The organism is Pseudomonas syringae KCTC 12500 (assembly GCF_000507185.2).
Taxonomy (GTDB): domain Bacteria; phylum Pseudomonadota; class Gammaproteobacteria; order Pseudomonadales; family Pseudomonadaceae; genus Aquipseudomonas; species Aquipseudomonas syringae.
Genome location: NZ_AYTM02000002.1, coordinates 3,329,414 through 3,343,233, shown reverse-complemented (window position 1 = coordinate 3,343,233; position 13,820 = coordinate 3,329,414). Strand labels below are relative to the sequence as shown.

Genomic DNA, 13,820 nt, shown 5'->3' with positions numbered 1-13,820 from the left:
GGTCAGGCGCATACTTTGATTAGCCGTCGTAAAGCGCTAGGAGTCATGAGCTCCGATCATCATTCAACGATAGCTGGTCGATAGCGCAAGGCCTCGACCAGCAATGCGAACGCCGGTGACGCTTGCCGGCGACTTGGGTAATACAGATGAAACCCTGAATACCAAGGGCTCCAATCTTCGAGCACCACCTGAAGTTGGCGGCTGGCGATGTATGGCGCCGCTATATCTTCTGGGATATAGCTCAGACCAAACCCGTCCAGGGCGGCGTCGAGCAGCTGATAGACACCGTTGTGAGTGATCTGTCCGGACACGCGCGCGTTTAGAGTCTCGCCGTCCTTCTCAAACTCCCACGCGTAAACGCGTCCATTAGTCGGCAGGCGCAGGTTGTTGCACAGGTGCTTGGGCAGGCAGCGGGGCGTGACGGGGATTTCTCGGTCAGCGAAATACGCAGCCGAGCCTACGACCAGCATGCGCATATCGGGGCCAATACGCGTCGCAATCATGCCTTCGGCAACCGCCTCGCCGAGTCGTACGCCAGCGTCAAAGCCTTGTGCAGCGATGTCGACGAAGCTGTAGTCGCAGCACACTTCGACCGAAATATCGGGGTACATGGGCAGAAAGTTTTTCAGCACAGGGCGAATAACCAATTCCAAGGCATGGTCCATGGCACTGATACGAATATTGCCTGCGGGTCTGTCACGCAAATCGCTGAGTGCAGCCAAGGCAAACTCGATCTCCTCGAAGCTAGGGCCGACCGTGCTGATGAGACGTTCACCCGCCTCTGTCGGTGAAACGCTTCGCGTGGTCCGAGTCAATAGCCTCAGCCCTAGTCGCGCTTCCAAAGCACGTACGGTATGGCTGAGTGCCGACTGCGACACCCCTAGCTTACCAGCGGCCTTGGTAAAGCTGCGTTCCTTTGCCACTGCCAGAAAGGCGATTAGATCATTAGCATTTTCCCGAAGCATTGATGATTCCTGCTCATTGATTTAAGCGAATTATAGTGACTAATCGAGTTGATAGGTAACTGATAGATTACAAGTCTTTGCAAAGCCCTCGGAGATTCGTGATGACGTCACTCGCAACAGCAGCAGCGCTTTCACTGTCTCTACTCACCGCTGAAAGCGAAGGTGCCCAGCCCATGAACGTAGTCGTGACCCCCGTAGGTTCTCAGCAATCGGCCGTAGGGCCGGCGGAATATTTCACCGGCAAGGTTCGCGTGGATGCGCCTTTCAAAGGCACCGACGGTGCGCGCATCGGTGGCGCCACTGTCACATTCGAGCCAGGCGCGCGGACTGCCTGGCACACCCACCCGCTAGGCCAGACGCTTATCGTGACTGCCGGAGCGGGATACGTACAGCAGGAAGGGCAAGCGCTACAGCGTATTCGCCCTGGCGATACCGTCTGGATTCCCCCGTTTGTCAAGCATTGGCACGGTGCTGCACCAGGTACCGGTATGAGCCATATCGCCATTGCCGAGGCGTTGGATGGGAAGACGGTCGACTGGCTCGAACAGGTCAGCGATGCGGATTATGGTCAGGCGCAATGATTCCACTGTCTCGCAGCCAGTGGGGAATCCTGCTGGTTATCTTGTGCAGCTATCTGATGATCGTACTGGACACCTCAGTGGTCATTACCGCGTTGCCGCAGATTCGCCAGACGTTCGTGATGAGTACTACCGCCCTGTCATGGGTACAGAATGCCTACACCCTGGCTTTTGGCGGCTTGCTGCTTCTTGGCGCACGTGCCGGTGACATACTCGGTCGCCGACGGATGTTCGTCATGGGCCTGGGCCTGTTCATGTTCGCCTCGCTGCTGGTGGCCGTGGCGCAGAGTCAGTGGTTGCTAGTCTCTTCGCGGGCTCTACAGGGAGTGGGCGCGGCTATCCTTGCACCATCCTCTTTGGCGCTTTTGCTGGTCAATTTTGAAGGGCAGCAACGCACGCGTGCGATCGCCTGGTATGGCGCTACCGCCGGCGTCGGCTCAAGTGTTGGTTTGCTTATCGGGGGCGTGCTTACCCAATGGGCATCCTGGCGAGTAGGCTTTCTGATCAACCTTCCCCTTGGCTTGGCGCTGATAGCCGCAACACTGCGTGTTGTTCGCGAAACGCCTGTGCTACCGAGTACATTCGATTTGGCCGGTGCGGTGCTGTCGACGTTGGGCATGACCAGCCTGGTCTTCGGCATCGTCAGTGCCGCCCATGCAGGGTGGAGTGACGAGCGCACAGCAACAGGGCTGGTCGTTGGCCTCGTTCTACTGGTGCTGTTTGGCGTGCATGAAGCCCGAACCCAAGAGCCGATATTGCCGCTGCGGTTATTCCAGCACCGGGTACGCGCGGGTGCCTACAGCGCTCGGTTGTTGTTCCTGGGTGCAATGATGAGCTTCTACTTCTTTACGACTCAGTACTTGCAGGAAGTGCTTGGCTTCAGCGCCAGCGAGGCAGGGTTGGCCTTCTTACCAACCACCCTGGCAAACTTTGCCGCTGCGTTGGCAATACCGCGGCTTACCCGCCTGTTTGGAAACGGAGCGCTATTGGCAGGCGCCGTGGCCTTGGGATGTGTCGGCATGGTATGGCTGTCTGGAATACGCGCCGACAACCACTACCTTGCCGTGGTGATGCCACTGTTACTGATTGGGCTAAGTCAGGGCGCATGCCTTAGTCCGTTGACCACTGCAGCGATGACCGGTGTGCAACCGGCAGACGCTGGCGCTGCATCGGGTCTGGTCAATGTCAGCCATCAACTCGGTGGGACCTTGGGGCTCAGCGTGCTGACCGTCGCCTATAGCTATGGCGCGCATTCCTCGGACTCAGTCCAAGCGATAACGGCGGGTATCTCCATGGCCTTCGTCTGGAGCGCTGCCTTACTGGCGTTGGCGTTGATCGTGGTGCTTGCCCTGATAGTGCGGCAAGCCCCTGCGAACGCGGTGGTTGCACAGGGGCCTAGGTAGTTTGCGGCTGTGTTCAGTCCTTTGCCCGGGACTTGAAGACTTCCTTGAAAACCGGCACTGCCGACATCGCTTTCGGCCAGCCAACGTAGAACGCCAAGTGTGTTAACACTTCAGATGCTTCGGTCTTGGTCAGCCCATTGTCCATCGCGCGGTTCAGGTGGAACGGCAACTGCGCGGCCTGGCCTTGTGCGATAAGCGAGGCGACGGTGACTAAGCTACGGTCTCGGGCCGTGAGGCCCGGGTCACGCCAAAGGTCCGCGAACAAGACGTCGTTGGTGTAATCGCCCAGCTTTGGCGCTACCGTCCCGGTAGCCGATTGCACCGCAGCTCGCCGCTTGGTTTCACTGTCCGCATCCAGACTAAGAGGCTCAGTGATTGGCAGGACGATTTCTTCATGGGCTATTTTGCGCTCTGTAAACACCTTATGTGCCACACCGGCTGCCGACATCGCGTTCGGCCAGCCGGCATAGAAAGCAAGATGGGTAATGAGCGCGCTGATCTCGCTAGGCTTCAGACCATTATCCAAGCCTAGGTTGAGATGGCCAGTCAGCTGTGCACTCTGGCCGTTTGCGATGAGGGCAGAGAGGGTGATTAAGCTACGGTCACGGCTCGCCAGTTGCGGGCGCTTCCAGACTTCGCCAAACAGCAGCTGCGTGGTGTAGTCATATAGCTTTGGCGTGACTTCCTGCACATAGGGCGCAGGCTTGGGGTCTGGTTTGGCGGTACTGGCGCCAGCTTCGGTCATGGCGGCGAAACACAGTGTGACGAACATGGGTGCAATCAGTCTCATGGTGCCTCTCAGTTGGTAACAATCGGTGGCAGGCGATCAAGGAACTTGTCTAAGGTCATTGGATATTCCCGGACCCGTATTCCAGTGGCGTTATAGACAGCGTTTGCAATGGCCGCAGCGACACCTGAGATGCCAAGTTCACCTACGCCCTTGGCTTTCATCGGTGACGAATAAGCATCCACTTCGTCGATGAAAATGACTTCCTGATGCGGAATGTCGGCGTGCACCGGCACTTCATACCCTGCAAGGTCATGATTGACGAAGAAACCGTGACGCTTGTCGACCACCAGTTCTTCCATCAGCGCCGCGCCGGCACCCATGGTCATGGCACCAATGACCTGGCTGCGCGCGGTCTTAGGGTTGAGTATGCGACCAGCAGCGCAGACGGCGAGCATGCGATCGATGCGCACTTCACCGGTAGCAGCATCGACCCGGACTTGAACGAAATGCGCACCAAAGGTCTGGTGCTCGCGCTCTTCACGGGCCTTACCGAACTCCAGTGTATCTTCGGCCGTCAACGTACCCTGCCGAGCAACTTCTGCCAGGGACATGGTTTTACCGCCGCCCCGCACTTGGCCGTCCGTAAACTGTGCAGTAGCGGGATCGATACCCATCTTTTCGGCGATGAGCGTGCGCAGCTTCATGCTGGCGGCATACACCCCGGAGGTGGATGAGTTGGCACCGCGCTGGCCAGCGGAGCCTGCCGACGTCGGGAAGTTCGAATCGCCCAGGCGAACCACCACCTTGTCCAGGGTGACGCCTAGGGTCTCGGCAGCCGTCTGCCCGAGGATGGTGTAGCTACCAGTGCCGATGTCGGTCATGTCGGTCTCGACCGTGATGATTCCGCGCGAATCCAGATGTACTCGCGCGGCGGAATCCCGGATGGGATTACCGCGAATCGCTGAAGCCATGCCCATGCCGATCAGCCAGCGACCCTCACGCCGGCTGGCCGGAATGGGCGAACGCTTGCTCCAGTCGAAGTGCTGTGCGCCTGTCTCTAAACATTGGATCAGCGCACGTGTGGAGAACTTACGCGATGGTTCTCCAGGAACCACCTGGGTATCGTTCAAAATGCGCAGTTTCACCGGGTCCATTTTCAAGGCTTCGGCCAATTCATCCATGGCACCTTCCAAAGCCATCATTCCAGAGGCCTCGCCGGGCGCACGCATCGCGTTGCCTTCAGGGAGATCAAGCACGGCCAGGCGGGCACGTGTCATGCGGTTGGCACCGGCGTACAAAACTTGGGTCTGGGTAACCGCTTTCTCAAAGGGGCCGCCGGGCAGATTGCCAGACAGCGTTTCATGACCGATGGCTGTAATTCGTCCCGAGCTGTCGGCACCCAGGCGCACGCGCTGAATCGTAGCGGGCCGGTGAGTCGTGTTGTTGAACATCATCGGTCGGGTAAGCGCGACCTTCACCGGCCTGCCCAGTTGACGTGCCGCGACCGACGCCAGCACCGCATCTGCCAGCACCGAAGCCTTGCCGCCGAAACCGCCACCGACGTAGGGCGAGAGCAGACGAATCTTTTCTGGCGGCACGCCGAGGATGATTGACAGGTCGCGCTTGCTCCAGGACAGCAACTGGATCGAGCACCACAATGTTAACTGGTCGCCCTGCCACCGCGCGATGGATGCATGGGGCTCCATCATTGCGTGGGCCTGGTCAGGCGTGGTGTAGGTCACATCGACTTGCACGCCTGCCTGGCTGAAGGCTTCCTCGAACTGGCCGACGTCAGTGTCGGGCCCACTCTTGGGCATTTGCGCGTTAGGGCGTTCGGCTGCCAGGTCGAAGCGACCGTGGCCCGTCGCGTATTCGACCTCGATCAGCTGCGCGGCCGAGCGCGCTTCTTCGAAGGTCTCGGCGACCACCATGGCGATTGCTTGATGGTAGTGGTCGATGTCCGGGCCGCCCAGCGCCCTGGCCGCATTGAACTCGCTATGGCCTAATTTGCCAGCATTGGCTGCAGTAATAACCGTCAATACACCAGCGGCTTCGCGCGCGGCATCTGTCTGTATCTGCACGATACGACCTTTGCCGATACCTGCACCCACAATATAGCCGTATACAGCGTCCGGAACCTGCTCATGGTTCTCATAGGCGTAGCGAGCAGCGCCGGTGACTTTTAAGGGGCCTTCGATCCGATCGAGGGGCTGACCGATGACTTTCAGCTGGTCGATCGGGTTGTTGCCGGTGGGCAAATCAAACTTCATGCCTGGGCCCTCGCTTCGGATATGGCCGAAGCCAAGGTTCGTTCGGCCAATACAATCTTGAAGGCGTTGTCATGGGCGGGAGCCGCGTCGGCGAGCAGTCTGTCCGTCACCGCCTTGGCACCTTCGGGCATCAGCGCGTCCGCAGCGTCTAGGCGCCAAGGCTTGTGTGCCACACCGCCCAGCGCAACCCGGCCTGTCCCATCAGGTTGGACGATGGTCGCCACAGAGATCAAGGCAAATGCGTAGGACGCACGATCGCGGACCTTGTGATACAGATGAACACCACCGGCAGGCTTGGGTAGCGTAACGGCGGTGATGAACTCGTCCGCAAACAGCGCCGTTTCAATGTTAGGCGTATTAGCCGGAAGCCGATGGAAGTCAGCCATCGGAATGGAACGTATATGCCCATTGGCCCGCACCGTTTCCACTGTGGCGTCGAGCAATCGCATTGCCACCGCCATGTCGCTCGGGTGGGTGGCGATGCAGTTGCTGCTGGTGCCGATGATTGCCAGCTGTCGGCTGAAGCCTCCGATGGCTGCGCAGCCAGCGCCGGGTTGGCGTTTGTTGCAAGCCATGTTGGTATCGTAGAAATAGGGACAGCGGGTGCGTTGCAGCAAATTGCCTGCCGTGGTCGCGACGTTGCGAAGTTGGCCCGAAGCACCTGCCAGCAGAGCCCTGGCCAATACTGCATAGTCCTTTCTGATACGAGCGTCGGCGGCCAGATTGGTGTTGCGCACCAGGGCGCCAATGCGCAGCCCACCTTCTGAGGTAGGCTCAATGGTGTCCAGCCCTATTCCGTTGATGTCGATCAAATGCGTGGGGGTTTCGATCTCTAGCTTCATCAGATCGAGCAGGTTGGTGCCGCCGGCGATGAAGCGTGCGCCTTCGAGTTGAGCCGACTGGGCAGCGTGCGCCGGAGATTCGGCGCGCACGTAATTGAACGGCCTCATGCGGTCTCCTGCGCGACTTCGGTGATCGCTTCGATGATGTTGGAGTAAGCGCCGCAGCGGCAGATGTTGCCGCTCATGCGTTCCTGGATTTCTCGGGCCTCGAGCCGAGGCGCATCGGTGATGTTTTCACTGACATGACTAGGGACCCCTGCGCGGATTTCTTCCAGCACCGCCACTGCCGAACAAATCTGTCCCGGCGTGCAGTACCCGCATTGATAACCGTCGTGCTTGATGAAAGCGGCCTGCATCGGGTGCAATTTCTGGGGGCTACCCAATCCTTCGATGGTGGTGATGCTCGAGCCTTGGTGCATGACTGCTAGTGTCAGGCAAGAGTTGATTCGCGTTCCGTTCGCGATGACCGTGCAGGCCCCGCACTGGCCGTGGTCGCATCCCTTTTTGGTGCCTGTAAGGTGGAGATGGTCGCGCAACGCATCCAGCAATGAAGTTCGGGTATCCAGCTCAAGGCGTTTTTCGGTGCCATTGACACTGAAAGCGATCTGCCTCTTGTTTGGCTGAGCGGCATTGGCGGCGCTGGCCTTTGCGCTAAGAAAAGGGGGCAGGGCAATTGCCGCAGATGTCACCACCCCAACGATAAGGAATTTGCGCCTGGTCAGCGGCATCATGTCGTTCGTATCCACGGTTAGTTTCCCTGAGGAAGGCTTTACGATCTCGAACCGTCCGGATCGTCCTGCAACATTCGTTGTCTTTTAAGCAGGTTTCACGGGCGAGATGATCTAGGAACTTAACGTTATGAGTAGTTGGTGACTATGCCGTACACACGCATAAGCACATGAGCATTAGTCATAAATAAAGGTGAGCGCCGTAGGTCTTATAACTACGGCGTTAATGGCTGAAATTTCTGACACATACCGTAATATTTTATAAGTGCAGTGGACTATCCGGCGTATCAAAAGCAGCGATCCGTAAGATCTGCCATACGTTGCAACAGCCAAGCAGCCGTACCAAGAAAAGATCCGCTACCCCTGTTGTCTCTCGGGAGAGTGCCGCGCTTATTATTCACCACTGACCTGATGCGTGAACCATGCGGCCTGACCGCGCAGCAGTCACTTTTGCTGTCAAGCGGCCTTGTGATGGGTGGGATGCGCTGTTTATCTGACTCTGGCTGCAGACCCCGATGGTCGCTTTTGGCCGAAAGCTGCGGGTGGATAGGGCCCACCGCAGGCGATGCTCTTTAGATCGCTGTGCCTGAGCTATCCGCAAAAAGAGGTATTTTTTCAAGCGTTTCAATCCGGTTGCTGTAGAGGTACCGTCAGCATTTGCGAGATGCGTGATGAGGGATCGGAAGTTGGACACTGAACGAGCGATTGAGAAGTGGAATGCTCAATGGATGATCGTTGCCGGGCGGGCGGTGTGCGCTCACTGTATGGAAAGCCAAGCGCTGGAAGACTGCGAAAAACCTTTTCTACATGCCGATACCTGTCCTGTGAGCGAGGTGGAAGGAGATCATCCGTGGGCAGCGTTGCACCACATCCTCGACAGCGCGCAGGGTTGAGCTGCTGCTTGGCCTCGATCCCTTCTATTAATACTTCACCTTGTAGGTCGGTGAGTCCTCCGGCCTGTTCTCTCGCCGATCGTAGATCTTGGTCGTGCTGATGTTGGCATGACCCAGCCAGGCCTGAACCTTGGCGATATCGGCTTCATGCTCCAGGGCATTGGTGGCTGCGGTTGCTCTAAGTCCGTGAACACCCAGGCCGCCGACCTCGATCCCGGCTTTCTTCGCGTAGGCCGCCACCACGGTGTAGATGCCGTTGGCCGTAATGCCGGCACCGGTCAGCTTGCCTCGTAGCGGAATGAATAGCGCCACCTTCCGTTCCGCTAAATGATGCCCTGAGCTTTCTAGGTACTGGTGAATACGCCCGGCCGCTACTGGGTGCAGTGGCAGGTAGCGCACCTTGCCGCCTTTGCCGTGCACCTTAAGGTGCTGAATCCCTCGGCGCTCCTGGATGTCGCTCACCTGCAGCAGCGCCGCTTCTTCGCGGCGCAGCCCGTGATAAAGAAGAACAGCCAACAGCGCCCGGTCGCGCAGCCCTTTGAGGGTCGTTTCATCCGGGGCTTCGAGCAGCGCTTTGGCCTGGTGATCGCCCAATGCCGGCGTCTTGCCTTCGTTGCTTTCTATCTTCGGTCGTTTGACTCCGTGCACCGGATTGCCACCGGCAATTGCATTGCTCTCCAAGAGGTGATCAAACAGGCTGGCCAGTGCCGCCAACTTGCGCCGGATCGTAGCTCCGGCCAGACCGCGATGCTCGAGCTGGGCACGCCAGGCTAAAACATGCGATCGGGTCACCACGCGAAATTCATCGGCCGAAGCCAACCCGACAAACCCGCAGAAATCTTCAAGGTCATTTTGGTAGGCACGACGTGTCCGAGGGTTGTCCAGGTTGGCAAACCACTCGACCGCAGCCGGAACTTGGGTCAGCGTCTGAAATTCGACCGACGTGAGCCGACGCTGATCGTTCTGTTGGGTTTTCGTCAGTTCCTGCATATCGTTCTCATCATTGGCCTACATGCGATCACTGCCAACATATGTGGTCACAAAAGCAACTAAGAATCGCCCCTTGTAGCTGAAACCGATAAGCGGTAATAATTGGTGATAACCTATTTTATCACCAGTAATCATAAAAATTCAGACGGTGTCATATTTCTGCATCCTAATGAGAGTGGTCTTGACTCTAGACGGAAAAACTTGAATGAAGTCCAGATTTAGTCTATATTTGGTCTTTAAATATGCTTAGGCGATATTGTGCCTAACCAACCAAGCGTTATGCATCAGTACGCGGTGCAATATGAAGGAGGTCTCAACTCATGCGAGTTGAAACAATCAGTTTTCTGAAACGCAACGCAGCCGACCTGCCTCTCGATGAGCCATTGGTCGTCACGCAAAACGGTATTCCGGCCTACGTGGTGGAGTCTTACGCTGATCGTAAGCGCCGCGATGAGTCAATTGCCTTGGTGAAGCTCCTGGCAATCAGCTCCCGCGAGTACTCCCAAGGCAAGCACTGTTCCACTGACGAACTCAAAGCCCGATTGAGCAGGAGGTTTACCCAGAAATAAATAGGAGCATTAATGAATACGTTTGCACTGCGCTTTACCGGTGTTGCCCAGCAAAGCCTTGAGGATCAGGTTGAACACCTGGCTGTCCATCAGAGATTCTCCCTCGCTGCTCAACGCATAGACACCTTGATTGATGCCATCGAGGACAAGCTACTGTCCACCCCGTTGGGTTACCCGGTCAGTCCTCAATTGAGTGAGCTGGGTGTACTGCATTATCGTGAGTTGAACACCGACGGATACCGAGTCTTTTACGAGGTGAGGGACGCAGACGATGTAAATGTCATCGTCGTGGTGCTCGTATTAGGTGGCAAGCAAAGTGTTGAACAGGCCCTCATCCGCTACTGCCTGCTTCAGCCTATGTAGCAGGATACGGGATCGACACTACCGAAAGAAGATTATGTTTGTTGAAGCACATCATATAGCTAACGGCCGCTCTCAGCGCTCGGCGCAGCGCTATGATTATAGCCTTGCCAACACCGTCAAAATCCTCCTCGGTGAGCCAACACCATACTCATCTATCGCTTCTTTATCCTGGTTCAACGGTAAGCGCCTCATGACCCCACATTTCAAGCGAGCCATACCATCCAAGCTATTTTGGTCCCCTGACTACATCCAGACTGGGGACAGATGGCACCCAAGCGCTGCTGTGGCGTCGGAATAGCGATGAGGCACTCGCCAGCAGCTCATCAACGCATGAACACGAACACCTTAGAGTGACCTTTTTATCCTTCAAATAGTAAGCGCTCGCCAAAAGAGGGAATTTTCGATCAGGTGTCTCGAAATCATCCGCAGTGGCCAACAAGCACATGGTGAACTTATATTGCTAACATCATAAAACCGACCTGAAACTAATCCGACACTAAGCAGAACTATCAAGAAAGAAATTGTCTAACGCATCAGCGTTTTGCTTACCCGCTTAGCTTACATGCGGTTGACCCGATGGCCCACAACCTGCTTCGCCCACCGAGCATGAATTATGAAATTAAATATAATCTGTGTATTGTGCATTTCTCTCTTAACATCAAGCATTTGCATTTCGGCGGAAAAGAAGGTCTACGGCCTGTACGAGAACATACAGCTCCCCGACATTGATCTGGAAATTCCCGCAAAACTCGATACTGGCGCATAAACAGCCTCGCTAAGTGCTCAAAACATTAAATATTTCAAGCGTAATGGAGAACGTTGGGTAAGCTTTTCTCTTGCTATCGATGGCAGCCACAACCGCCTTATCGAACAGCCTCTTGAGGGAGTCGATAAGATCAAGCGCCGTTCGGATGATCGCGCCCCTAATGACACAAAATTTTACAGCGCCCGGCCGGTGATCTCTCTATCCGTGTGCATGGGCGAAGCTTTACACACCATAGAAGTGAATTTGGCTGATCGGAGTGCATTCAAATATCCGCTTCTGATCGGATCCGAAGCGTTGAAACAATTCGATGCGGTGGTCGACCCAGGTCTTGGATACTCGGCAGGAAGCCCTAGCTGCGCTTCCATCGCAAAACCGCAAAGTAGATAAGCACTATCACAATACTCGTCTGGCCGAAGTCACGAAAAATTCTGCTACGAATTGATCCTCAGCAAGCGTAGTTTGCGCACCACGGCTGAAGGCGTGCTGCACCGCATGCGAGTGGGCTGCCTTTGGCGAGACTTGCCTAAGGAGTTTGGAAGTTGGAGCAGTTCAATCCCTGGTCTGCTTCAGAAAAGTGGTTCAAGGTGCTTCAGGAACTGATGGCCGAGCCGGACCGGGAGTGGTTTTTTGTTGGTGGCAGCTATGCCAACACTCACTATCACAGTGCAGGTGCGACAAGTACAAAGGAGTAGGTAACAAGAAAAAGCCGAGTCGGTAACACCTCCAAGACTCCTTTGCCTGTAGACGCTCGCGGACTGCCAGTTGCATTTGACTGATGGAAGGTGCCTTCGCCCGATTGAAGCATTTCCGGGCGATAGCTTCTCGACTCGACAAACTCAAGATAAACTATGAAAGCATCATAGTAACGGCCTGAGTTTCTCTGTGCTGCCTACGTGAAAGCGGGAACAGCACCTAGGTAAAGCGTGTTCCTCGCAGGAAAAGTGGATAGCCCAGCACTGAGCTATCCGCTTTATGCCTCTATTCGCTGTAGCGACTCATAAAAATAGCGGCTCGTTTAGTCGCCACGACCAAAGAGCCAAGGTCTATGACTTCGTTTTCAGTGTGTGTCGCATCGCCTGCTGCCCCGAGTCCATCCAGACTGGCGTTGACGAACTTGCTTATGTAAGAGATGTCTGCACCACCCCTCTCTGCCGAGGGTACTGGTTCCAACGCCGGGCCAGCCAAATCCTGGCTGACTTCGCTGTACTGCTTCAACAGCTCCAGGTTGCCTTTAGTCTCTTCCATGACAGGCATGATCGGTTTGAGTACAAACTCGCTGCTTGTGTTAGCCAGAGGATTGCTGACAATAGCCTTTATCTTCGATTCGGCCAGGTCCTTTTGCTCGTCACTCGCGAAACGTAGATCGCCATGAACAAGCGAGGCCGCCGCTACACTGGTCTTTCTGCCAGTGGCAACACCCTTGCCATTCTCTATATCTTCACTCGCGCTTGCCCCTCCAAGCGCTATGCCGGGATTGATGGTAAGCCCTGGGGTGTTCGACAGTTGCGATCTTATCTGATCCAGCACGCGCGCAGATTCGTAAATGGCACCGAAGCCTGTTTTAGGTTGGAAAATCTTCGCCGAGTGTTGCTCCACGCCCTTACTCGTCAGGAACCACTCGCTAAGGCCTCTGCGGTTGGTTACCAGCTGGTTTGCGGACAAGGCAAATTCAAAACCCAGCGCGATGTCACTTTTCTTGGCCTCATCAATGAGTACTTTTCTCGATATGTCTGTCGGCCTAGCTGCCAGCTCCTCGTCACCGACCAGCACAACGGCGATATTCATGTTTTCCAGCGAACCGTTGGCTTTCAGGGCCTGCAAGGCGTAAAGCATCGTCACCATGCCACCCTTGTCATCAATGACGCCCGGCCCTTTTGCTTTTTTGCCTTCTTCGATGTAAGTAAATTTCTGGAATTTGCTTTCCTCGGGAAAGACGGTGTCCAGATGGCCTATCAGCAACATGCGCTTGGGTGATTTGCCCTTGTGAACAGCAACAAGACTTCCCGCGTGGTTCATGCCGGCAGGCAGAGCATGCCATTGCGTCTCAAAACCGAGCTCGTCAAGCTTCTGCTTCATCAAGTTGCCAACCTGAGTAACACCCTTCACATTTTCTGTTCCGCTATTAATGTTAACGAGTGTTTCCAGAAAAGATACTTGCTCAGCGTGATGCTGGTCTACGTAGGTGACCAGTTTCTTCTCGTCAGCGGACTGCCCGGCCATAGTGTGCTGCGCAATAAATGCCGCCAGCAGTATATAATAAGCTTTTTTCATACTCATGCCCTTTGATTGTTTTAACTCAGTATGGTTTCTACAGGTAAGCCTGGAGCGCTACCTGAAAATTGGTATTTTGGTTACCGCTGTCTGACCGATCTTTTTTCCAACCACTCAATTTTAACCTGTCATCAGCTCAACGCGCTTAAATAAAAATTAATACAGGACGTGCATTTTTCAGGCCGGTAAACAGAGTCGATCAGATGCCGATAACACCATGATGACCGAGAGTGATCTGGCGATGTCCACATCAAGATACCGTTGTGTCTATACTCAACTATCGGGCGTTTTCTTAGTCTGCGCTCACCCGTTTTAGCAGGCTCGCACCGCGCCTTCCAAGGTTGTCAGGCGCTACTATTCATAGCCAGGCAGTTATCTCCCTTCAGGAGTGGCTATTCGATAACGGAGCTCGATTTTTCGATTATTCAAACGGCTAGCCTGAATGAAACCTA

Annotated in this window: 12 protein-coding genes and 2 pseudogenes; 7 read left to right on the top strand and 7 right to left on the bottom strand. The window is 55.5% G+C overall.

Annotated features, from left to right (window positions below; all coding sequences use genetic code 11):
- Nucleotides 1-59: 59 nt before the first annotated feature.
- Nucleotides 60-965, bottom strand: a complete 906-nt coding sequence (locus V476_RS15185; protein ID WP_024960780.1) for a LysR family transcriptional regulator — start codon at nt 963-965, stop codon at nt 60-62.
- Between the two features lie 101 nt (nt 966-1,066).
- Between V476_RS15185 and V476_RS15180 the strand changes: the two genes are divergently transcribed.
- On the top strand, nt 1,067-1,546 hold the full coding sequence (locus V476_RS15180; protein WP_024960781.1) for a (R)-mandelonitrile lyase: 480 nt from the start codon (nt 1,067-1,069) through the stop codon (nt 1,544-1,546).
- Nucleotides 1,543-2,946: an MFS transporter gene (locus V476_RS15175; RefSeq protein ID WP_024960782.1), complete on the top strand. Its 1,404-nt coding sequence runs from the start codon at nt 1,543-1,545 to the stop codon at nt 2,944-2,946. The genes V476_RS15180 and V476_RS15175 overlap by 4 nt, the downstream gene beginning before the upstream one ends.
- Nucleotides 2,947-2,959: 13 nt before the next feature.
- Here V476_RS15175 and V476_RS15170 read toward each other — a convergent pair whose 3' ends face one another.
- From V476_RS15170 to paoA, 4 genes are read right to left on the bottom strand one after another with little or no spacing between them, the layout of a single operon-like run.
- The gene (locus V476_RS15170; RefSeq protein ID WP_373365897.1) at nt 2,960-3,718 is read right to left on the bottom strand and encodes a carboxymuconolactone decarboxylase family protein; all 759 of its coding nucleotides are present in this window, start codon (nt 3,716-3,718) and stop codon (nt 2,960-2,962) included.
- Between the two features lie 26 nt (nt 3,719-3,744).
- A complete protein-coding gene (paoC, locus tag V476_RS15165) occupies nt 3,745-5,946 on the bottom strand; it encodes an aldehyde oxidoreductase molybdenum-binding subunit PaoC (RefSeq protein ID WP_024960784.1) in 2,202 nt (733 codons plus the stop codon).
- A complete protein-coding gene (locus tag V476_RS15160; RefSeq protein ID WP_024960785.1) occupies nt 5,943-6,896 on the bottom strand; it encodes an FAD binding domain-containing protein in 954 nt (317 codons plus the stop codon). The genes paoC and V476_RS15160 overlap by 4 nt, the downstream gene beginning before the upstream one ends.
- Nucleotides 6,893-7,516, bottom strand: a complete 624-nt coding sequence (gene paoA / locus V476_RS15155; protein WP_024960786.1) for an aldehyde dehydrogenase iron-sulfur subunit PaoA — start codon at nt 7,514-7,516, stop codon at nt 6,893-6,895. The genes V476_RS15160 and paoA overlap by 4 nt, the downstream gene beginning before the upstream one ends.
- 686 nt (nt 7,517-8,202) lie before the next feature.
- Between paoA and V476_RS15150 the strand changes: the two genes are divergently transcribed.
- A complete protein-coding gene (locus tag V476_RS15150) occupies nt 8,203-8,409 on the top strand; it encodes a hypothetical protein (protein ID WP_235810938.1) in 207 nt (68 codons plus the stop codon).
- 27 nt (nt 8,410-8,436) lie between these two features.
- Here the strand turns inward: V476_RS15150 and V476_RS15145 are convergent, their stop codons facing one another.
- Nucleotides 8,437-9,399 (bottom strand): tyrosine-type recombinase/integrase, encoded by a 963-nt coding sequence (locus V476_RS15145; protein WP_024960788.1) that lies wholly within the window; start codon nt 9,397-9,399, stop codon nt 8,437-8,439.
- Between the two features lie 320 nt (nt 9,400-9,719).
- On the opposite strand from V476_RS15145, the gene V476_RS15140 reads away from it, so the two are divergent.
- The 4 genes and pseudogenes from V476_RS15140 (at nt 9,720) to V476_RS27300 (ending at nt 11,971) form a co-directional block, all read left to right on the top strand.
- Nucleotides 9,720-9,968: a type II toxin-antitoxin system Phd/YefM family antitoxin gene (locus tag V476_RS15140; protein ID WP_024960789.1), complete on the top strand. Its 249-nt coding sequence runs from the start codon at nt 9,720-9,722 to the stop codon at nt 9,966-9,968.
- Between the two features lie 12 nt (nt 9,969-9,980).
- Entirely contained in the window at nt 9,981-10,331 is a 351-nt protein-coding gene (locus V476_RS15135; protein WP_024960790.1) for a type II toxin-antitoxin system RelE/ParE family toxin, read from the top strand.
- Nucleotides 10,332-10,944: 613 nt separating this feature from the next.
- Nucleotides 10,945-11,484: pseudogene (locus V476_RS15130) on the top strand (ATP-dependent zinc protease family protein).
- A pseudogene (locus V476_RS27300) lies at nt 11,481-11,971 on the top strand (transposase). Before V476_RS15130 ends, V476_RS27300 begins: the two co-directional pseudogenes overlap by 4 nt.
- Nucleotides 11,972-12,075: 104 nt before the next feature.
- On the opposite strand, the gene V476_RS15120 reads toward V476_RS27300, so the two are convergent.
- Nucleotides 12,076-13,368: a M20 family metallopeptidase gene (locus tag V476_RS15120; protein ID WP_024960791.1), complete on the bottom strand. Its 1,293-nt coding sequence runs from the start codon at nt 13,366-13,368 to the stop codon at nt 12,076-12,078.
- Nucleotides 13,369-13,820: the final 452 nt, after the last annotated feature.

What these genes read in the sequence shown, in the direction of transcription:
- V476_RS15185 (WP_024960780.1), bottom strand. Translation starts at nt 965, where the DNA reads ATGCTTCGGGAAAATGCTAATGATCTAATCGCCTTTCTGGCAGTGGCA.
- V476_RS15180 (WP_024960781.1), top strand. Translation starts at nt 1,067, where the DNA reads ATGACGTCACTCGCAACAGCAGCAGCGCTTTCACTGTCTCTACTCACC.
- V476_RS15175 (WP_024960782.1), top strand. Translation starts at nt 1,543, where the DNA reads ATGATTCCACTGTCTCGCAGCCAGTGGGGAATCCTGCTGGTTATCTTG.
- V476_RS15170 (WP_373365897.1), bottom strand. Translation starts at nt 3,718, where the DNA reads ATGTTCGTCACACTGTGTTTCGCCGCCATGACCGAAGCTGGCGCCAGT.
- paoC (WP_024960784.1), bottom strand. Translation starts at nt 5,946, where the DNA reads ATGAAGTTTGATTTGCCCACCGGCAACAACCCGATCGACCAGCTGAAA.
- V476_RS15160 (WP_024960785.1), bottom strand. Translation starts at nt 6,896, where the DNA reads ATGAGGCCGTTCAATTACGTGCGCGCCGAATCTCCGGCGCACGCTGCC.
- paoA (WP_024960786.1), bottom strand. Translation starts at nt 7,516, where the DNA reads ATGCCGCTGACCAGGCGCAAATTCCTTATCGTTGGGGTGGTGACATCT.
- V476_RS15145 (WP_024960788.1), bottom strand. Translation starts at nt 9,399, where the DNA reads ATGCAGGAACTGACGAAAACCCAACAGAACGATCAGCGTCGGCTCACG.
- V476_RS15140 (WP_024960789.1), top strand. Translation starts at nt 9,720, where the DNA reads ATGCGAGTTGAAACAATCAGTTTTCTGAAACGCAACGCAGCCGACCTG.
- V476_RS15135 (WP_024960790.1), top strand. Translation starts at nt 9,981, where the DNA reads ATGAATACGTTTGCACTGCGCTTTACCGGTGTTGCCCAGCAAAGCCTT.
- V476_RS15120 (WP_024960791.1), bottom strand. Translation starts at nt 13,368, where the DNA reads ATGAAAAAAGCTTATTATATACTGCTGGCGGCATTTATTGCGCAGCAC.